At 63.5% G+C, this 6,154-nt stretch carries 5 protein-coding genes; all 5 read right to left on the bottom strand.

The genetic code is table 11. The features are described from left to right. Positions 1-189: 189 nt before the first annotated feature. The 5 genes from A4C63_RS23790 to A4C63_RS23770 all read right to left on the bottom strand — a co-directional run bounded on the left by A4C63_RS23790 (position 190) and on the right by A4C63_RS23770 (position 6,150). A complete protein-coding gene (locus tag A4C63_RS23790) occupies positions 190-918 on the bottom strand; it encodes a thioredoxin family protein (RefSeq protein WP_063914879.1) in 729 nt (242 codons plus the stop codon). Positions 919-1,013: 95 nt separating this feature from the next. Beyond that, the gene (locus A4C63_RS23785; RefSeq protein WP_063914878.1) at positions 1,014-3,215 is read right to left on the bottom strand and encodes an LTA synthase family protein; all 2,202 of its coding nucleotides are present in this window, start codon (positions 3,213-3,215) and stop codon (positions 1,014-1,016) included. Positions 3,216-3,350: 135 nt separating this feature from the next. After that, entirely contained in the window at positions 3,351-4,631 is a 1,281-nt protein-coding gene (locus A4C63_RS23780; protein ID WP_063914877.1) for a hypothetical protein, read from the bottom strand. A gap of 39 nt (positions 4,632-4,670) precedes the next feature. Continuing rightward, complete coding sequence (locus A4C63_RS23775) at positions 4,671-5,423, bottom strand: hypothetical protein (RefSeq protein ID WP_063914876.1); 753 nt, start codon at positions 5,421-5,423, stop codon at positions 4,671-4,673. Between the two features lie 46 nt (positions 5,424-5,469). Next, entirely contained in the window at positions 5,470-6,150 is a 681-nt protein-coding gene (locus tag A4C63_RS23770; RefSeq protein ID WP_063914875.1) for a C39 family peptidase, read from the bottom strand. Between the last annotated feature and the right edge of the window lie 4 nt (positions 6,151-6,154).

Here is a 6,154-nt window from a genome sequence, read left to right as displayed (position 1 = left end):
CCGCAGCCTGAAAACATGGCGCAAATCACAGCGTGATCCTGTGGGAGCGGGTTACCCGCGAGACGACACCGCGGTGGATGGCACGGGCTTCGCCCGTGTTCGCGGGCACGCCCGCTCCCACAGGGGGCGCGCCAGCTTTTAGAAATTGAGCAAGACAGTTGCTCCCACAGGGATATATGTTGCCTCACGTTATGTATGGCAGCAGTGAGGTTTGTCCGGCTGCCCTTCATAACGGTCATGGTGCCGCACCCAGTCCATGGTCCCACCCTCATTGCGCCCCAGTGGCGCAATGTCGAGGAAGTTGTAGGTATTGACCAGGATATCCAGCCCGCGGGCATAGGTTGAGTAGGTGTGGTACACGCTGCCATCCGGCTCGCGGTAGAACGCACTCAGCCCGGGAAGCTCGCTTTCGTTGCCGTCATAGGGCTCATAGTTGTACTGCCGCTGGCCCTCACTGCCAACGCTGACGCCAAAGTCCTCGTTGAACCCGCTGCCATGTGACGAATACCAGGGGAACTGCCAGCCCATGCGCCGGCGGAACGCCTGGAACTCGGCATACGGCGCCCGCGACACCGCCACCAGCGACACGTCGTGATGCGCCAGGTGCAGGTTGGCGCCGTCAAAGTGGTCGGCCAGGAACGAGCAGCCGGGGCAGCCTTCGCTCCAGCCCTCGGCGAACATGAAGTGGTAGACCAGTAATTGGCTGCGGCCCGCGAACAGGTCGGCCAGGCTCAGTTCGCCGTCCGGCCCGTGGAAGCGATAGCCGTGCTCCAGCTTGACCCAGGGCAGGGCGCGACGGGCTGCGGCCAGCGCGTCGCGGTGGTGAGTAAAGGCTTTTTCGTGCAGCCACAGCTGCCGGCGGGCCGCCAGCCACTGGCTGCGGGAAACCACCGAGTGACTGCTTTCGCTCGTGCTCATGGTGCTATCTCCACATTGGGGGATTCACACACTAGTCGAGCACGGGCGGGTTGAATCGACAGGCCGCGCAGGCCGGGCGATGAGCGGTACTGCGCTCAGCCCGAATGGGCGATATGCCCCTCGCTCAGTTCATCCGTTGCCTCATCTTCCCCAGGCAGCGCGGTGATCACGCTGAAGTCGCTGATTTCCACCTGGCCACCGCCATAGCCCAGCAAATGGAAGGAAAACGCCTTGCGTGCGGTCGGGTTGTCGAAACTGAACTCCATCTCCAGCGGCTCATCGGTGGTGACTTTCACTTCATCAGGCAAGCCCAGCGGTACGTCCTGCTCCAGCTGCTTGGCCTTGAGCTGGATATAGGCTGCGCGCTGAGGGTCCAGCGAGCGTACCTTGACCCGCACGCGGGTATGCGAGCCCTCGGGCATTTCCAGGTACTGGGCGCCGATCAGGTTGTCGGCCCAGTCATCGTGAATGCGTTTGCGCAGCCGGATCGGCGATGGGCTGCCGAACTGGTAACGCAGGTTGAGCGGTGTTTGCAGCAGGGACTGGTCGAGCACCCCGGCGAGGGCACTGATCTGCTGGCCGAGCAGGCTGTCGCCCGGACCAAGGTAACGTGCCTGGTCGGCGATGAAGCCCTCGCTGGCGTAACGCCGGCAGCGCTGTTGGAAGTCGCATTCGGTGAACACGCCCTGGCCGTCGTGATAACGCAGCATGCCGTTGGTGTAGGAGATCATCTCGCGACCGCTGTCGTAGTCGCGGTACAGCGAGCGACCGCCGAGCGCCACTGGGATGGGCAGGGCAAAGTAGTCGAGCAGGGAGGTGGCCAGGTCGATGTGGCCGTAGGTTCCGCGCTTGATCCGTGGCAACTGCGCCTGCTCCGGCGCCAGGGTGAGGTTGAAGCCCCAGGACGAGGCCAGGCGCACACCGTCGATGCCGTGGGACTCGTCGGAGGTGACCACCACCAGGGTGTCCTTGAGTACGCCCTGGCGTTCGAGGTTGTCGAGGAACGCCCCGAGCGCGTCGTCCAGGTAGGCGACTGCCGCCTGTTTCGGCGTGTCGTAGCGCTCCAGGTAATCGGCCGGTGCCGAGTACGGCTGGTGGGTGCCCACGGTGAGCAGGGTCAGCATCCAGGGCTTGTCCTGCTTTTGCAGCTGCCCGACATAGTCCAGCGCACCTTCGAAGAAGGACCGGTCATCCTTGCCCCAGGGGAAGTCCAGGTAGTTCTTGTTGCGGAACCACTCCTGGCCGTGCACCGCGTCAAAGCCGATGTGCGGCATGATGCGGTCCTTGGCCATGAAGCGCAGGCCGGCGCCTTGCAGGTAGTGGGTGGTGAAGCCAGCCTGGCGCAACTGCGCCGGCAGGCAGGCCTGGTTGCGTTCGTTCTGGGTCAGCAGCTCCACGCCTTTGGGTGTGCCGTTGGCCAGCTTGTCGTAGTCACCGCACAGCATTGCGTACAGGCCACGGATGGTCTGGTGGGTATGCAGCACGTAGTCCGGGGTGTTCATGCCGCGCTCGGCCCACTGGCTGAGCTTGGGCATCAGCTCTTCGTCGAAGCGGCTGTGCAGGGCCTGGCGGTTGGGCCGCAGGTAGGCCCCGGGGATGCCTTCCACGGTGATGACCAGCAGGTTGCGGGCGTTACCTGGCCCGGCGAGCAGGCGTTGGCCATGCAGGTCGGACTGGGTCAGGCCAGTGCTGGCCAGGGGCGTGAAGGTTTGCGTCCGGCCCATCCAGCCTTCGACCTGGCGTTGCAGGTTGCCGGCCCCGGCCGACAGCAGTTGGTGGGTGAGGTTGTATTGCCGCCATTGATCGGCGTCGGAAGGTACCAGTTGCTGGCTGCCCCAATGGGCGCCAAACAGCAGCAGCGGAATGGCCCAGGCCTTGCGTGGCAGTGGCTGGCTGCGCTGTGTGCGGCTGCGCCAGGCGGTGGCCAGCCAGGCCAGCAGGCCGGCGCCCATGGCCCAGGGCAGCCAGGCATGGGCCAGACCGCCACCGGTCGAATTTCCCATGAACTGCGGGTCGACCAGGTACGTCAGGTCGGCGCTGGTGGGCAGGCGGCCCACTGCGCTCACCAGTTCGGCCGAAGCCACCCAGAGGGCCACCCAGGCCAGCAATACGGGCAGCGCCAGCCACCACGGCCGACGGTGCAGCAGCAAAACCAGCAGGCTGCCGAGGGCAAGGTCGGACAGGTAACCGAGCGGGTTGGACCAACCCAGCATGGCGCGCGTACCCAGTGGGATCACCAGTACCAGGGTCGCCAGGGCGACAAGCCGGGTACGTGGGTGGTCTGACAGGTTCTTCACAAAAACATCCCTTTTGCCATTAAAACGTCATGCATCCGTGCTTGATGATAACAGGCCGGGGCAGGGAAGGCGGTCCGGGACAAGGCTGGTAACCAAAAGCCGGGCCCGTTCGTGCGGGCCCGGCGATGGCAAGTATCAGAAGTAGTAGGGGAATTTCAGGCTGAAGGAAAAGTCTGGCGCGTCATCGGTCAGACCAATGGCCAGGTTAGGCACGATGGTCAGATTGTCGGTGGCGGCGAAGGTCATGCCGATGTTGAAGTTGGCCGCGTTGTAGTCGCTGTTGGAGATCGACTGCCAGTCGCCGCCATCCGGTTTGATCTTGCTCTTGCGGGCGAACTGGTCGGACACCGAGAACGACATGCTCATCTTCTCGTTCAGGGCAAAGGCGATACCGCCGCCGATCTGCCAGGAGTCGCCCAGCTTCACGTCACCGGGCACCTTGCTGTTGGCCTGCGGGCTGATGTCGCTGAACGAGTCTTCCATGTTGTAGGTGTAGGACAGGCTGCCGAACAGCACGGCCGGGTCGAAGGTCTTGACCAGCGAGATGCCCGGCGTGATCGACCAGACGCCGTTGCCGGTCGGCAGGCTTTCCGGCACTGACAGGTTGTCGTTGCCGGGCACTTCGCGCAGCTTGATGCCATACGGGTCCTTGCCGGTGGGTGCCTTGATGCGCAGGGTGGCCACGGCGTCGGGCCAGGTCTCCGACTCGTCGAGGAACTTGTAGGCCACGCCAACGTTGATATCGCCGATTTCCGGGTCGCGAGTGACGGTTTCGTCGGAGGTGCTCGGCCCGGCACCGCCCGCGCCGCCGGAGGAATAGGTGGACTGGCGATACACCACCGGTACGTTGATGTCGAACTGCCAGCGCTGCGCCACGTTATAGCGCGCGGTCATGTCCAGGGTCCAGTTGTCTGCCTTGATCCGGTCGAGGTTGATGCTGCCGAGGAAGATAGAGTCCAGCGCCAGGAAACCGTTGAGCACCAGTGCCCGGGTATCGTAGTGGGTGTAGGTGACGCCGGTCTCGAAGCTGAACTTGCCGCCGCCGAAGAAGCCGCTGGCCTCGTCATACAGGTTGGATACGCTCTGTGCCGGTTCGGCGTCGGCGGTCAGCGCCTGGCCATAGGAGCTGCCGGTGGTGCCCGGCGCGCCCGAGGCCACTGTCTGCGCGCCCTTGACCCCTTCGGCGGGGGACCTGACCAGGCGTTTTGGGGGCGGCGCTGCCGGGGTTTCCTCAACCTGGCGTACGCGCTGCTCCAGCACCATCAGCGCTTGTTGCTGTGCCTCGTAGCGTTGCTTGAGCTCGAGCAGTTCTTGCTTCAGTGCTTCGACCTGCGGGTCGGCAGCTGCGAAAAGGGCGGTGGCCGGAGCCAGGCTGGTCAAACAGACAATGGCGCTGAGCGTAAATGATCGGTGCATGGATTTGCCGTCCCTTTCGACTGCCAGTGAACTTGGAGATCAATAGCCGAACGTGCGCAGGCCCTTGAGCTGGTCAAGGCTGCCGTTCAACGAAGCGGCTGTGGGTACGTTCTCGCGCATGACCACGTTGAGGGATGTGACGTTGTTGACGTGGTTGCCATTGCCAAGCAGTGTCGAGTTCTGCATCAGGCCACCCTGGGCCAGGCGCTGTACGCTGCTGCCCTGGTTGTTGTTGGCGTTGATGTTGAGTTGCACACCCACACCGGTCGACGACACGCTGAGCGAGCCGGCACCGTTTTTGCCGACCAAGGTCTGGCCCGCGGCCAGTACCTGGCCCTGTGGTTGTGTGGCGGGTGCCTGGTTGGCCTTGGTCACATTGATGTCAACGTTGTTGTAGGCGGTGTTGTTGTCACCGGCCGCGCGCACCACCTGGGTCACCCCTTCGGTGTTGTTGAGCCCGCTGCCGCCGGTGACCGTACCGTTGCCGGCGGAGGCAGCGCCGCCGGCGGTCGAACCGGTGCCTTTTTCGTCGATCAGCGACACATAGAACTGTGGCTTGATGGTCGACTGCTGGATCTGCAGGGTGGAAGTCGCACCGATCACCTCACCGTTGGCGTTCTGCCAGGTGCTGGTCATGACGATGCCGAAACTGACGATGCGCCCCGGCAGCACATAGCGCCCGCGCAAATTCGCCAACTCCTGGTCTTTCAGTTCGATGGGCTTGAACGTTTCGGCGTGGGCCGGCAGGCTGGCTGCCAGGCAAACCACTGCAAGCCAGAAAGGATTCTTCATTGGGGTGCTCCCCGGAGCGTCGTGCTCCTTGTCGTTGCAAGCGTCGTTAGAAGAAGTCGCTTTTGATGAAACCGAAGTCCAGAAGCTCTGCGTCCTGCACCGGGCTGAAGTCGTTCACCCGGCCCTTGGCGGTCAGGGGCAGTGGCGGGTCGAGCAAGACGTTGTTCTTGTCGTAGCCCTTGCCGATCACGGCGAAGATGATGCCGTTCCAGCCTTTGAGAAAATCGTCGACCTTGTAGCGTTTGTGGCCCAGTACCGGGTCACCGATGTACACCCAGCCCTTGTCGACCTTCTGCATGACCACGAAGTGCTTGTAGCCGCGCACATCCATCAACACCACGACCGGAATACGCACGCTGTGCAGGGTCTCGGGCGCCACCCGGTAGCCGCGGGCACGCATCCCCAGGCTTTCCACGTAGCGTTTCATGTCGAGCATCGAGAAACCTTGGGTGCGCACCAGATCCTGGTCGGCGTGGGCCAGCATGCCTTCGATGATCTGTTGTTCGTCCACGTCCAGCCAGTAGGCCTGGCGCAGGATGGTGGCCAGCGCGGCGGCGCCGCAGCTGAAGTCGGTCTTTTGTTGCACCAGGTCGGCGAACTTGCGCTCGCGTACGCTCTGGATGGGCTTGAACACCACGGCACCGCCCGGCAAGACGGACAGCGGCATTTGTGCCGCTTCGCTCACGCTGGCCAGGCACAGCAAAAACGCCAAGGCAATAATGCGCATGATC

Source organism: Pseudomonas sp. p21, from assembly GCF_001642705.1.
Taxonomy (GTDB): domain Bacteria; phylum Pseudomonadota; class Gammaproteobacteria; order Pseudomonadales; family Pseudomonadaceae; genus Aquipseudomonas.
The sequence above is the reverse complement of the archived record's forward strand: the minus strand, read 5'-3'. Positions and strand labels throughout refer to the sequence as shown.

What these genes read in the sequence shown, in the direction of transcription:
- A4C63_RS23790 (WP_063914879.1), bottom strand. Translation starts at nt 918, where the DNA reads ATGAGCACGAGCGAAAGCAGTCACTCGGTGGTTTCCCGCAGCCAGTGG.
- A4C63_RS23780 (WP_063914877.1), bottom strand. Translation starts at nt 4,631, where the DNA reads ATGCACCGATCATTTACGCTCAGCGCCATTGTCTGTTTGACCAGCCTG.
- A4C63_RS23770 (WP_063914875.1), bottom strand. Translation starts at nt 6,150, where the DNA reads ATGCGCATTATTGCCTTGGCGTTTTTGCTGTGCCTGGCCAGCGTGAGC.
- A4C63_RS23775 (WP_063914876.1), bottom strand. Translation starts at nt 5,423, where the DNA reads ATGAAGAATCCTTTCTGGCTTGCAGTGGTTTGCCTGGCAGCCAGCCTG.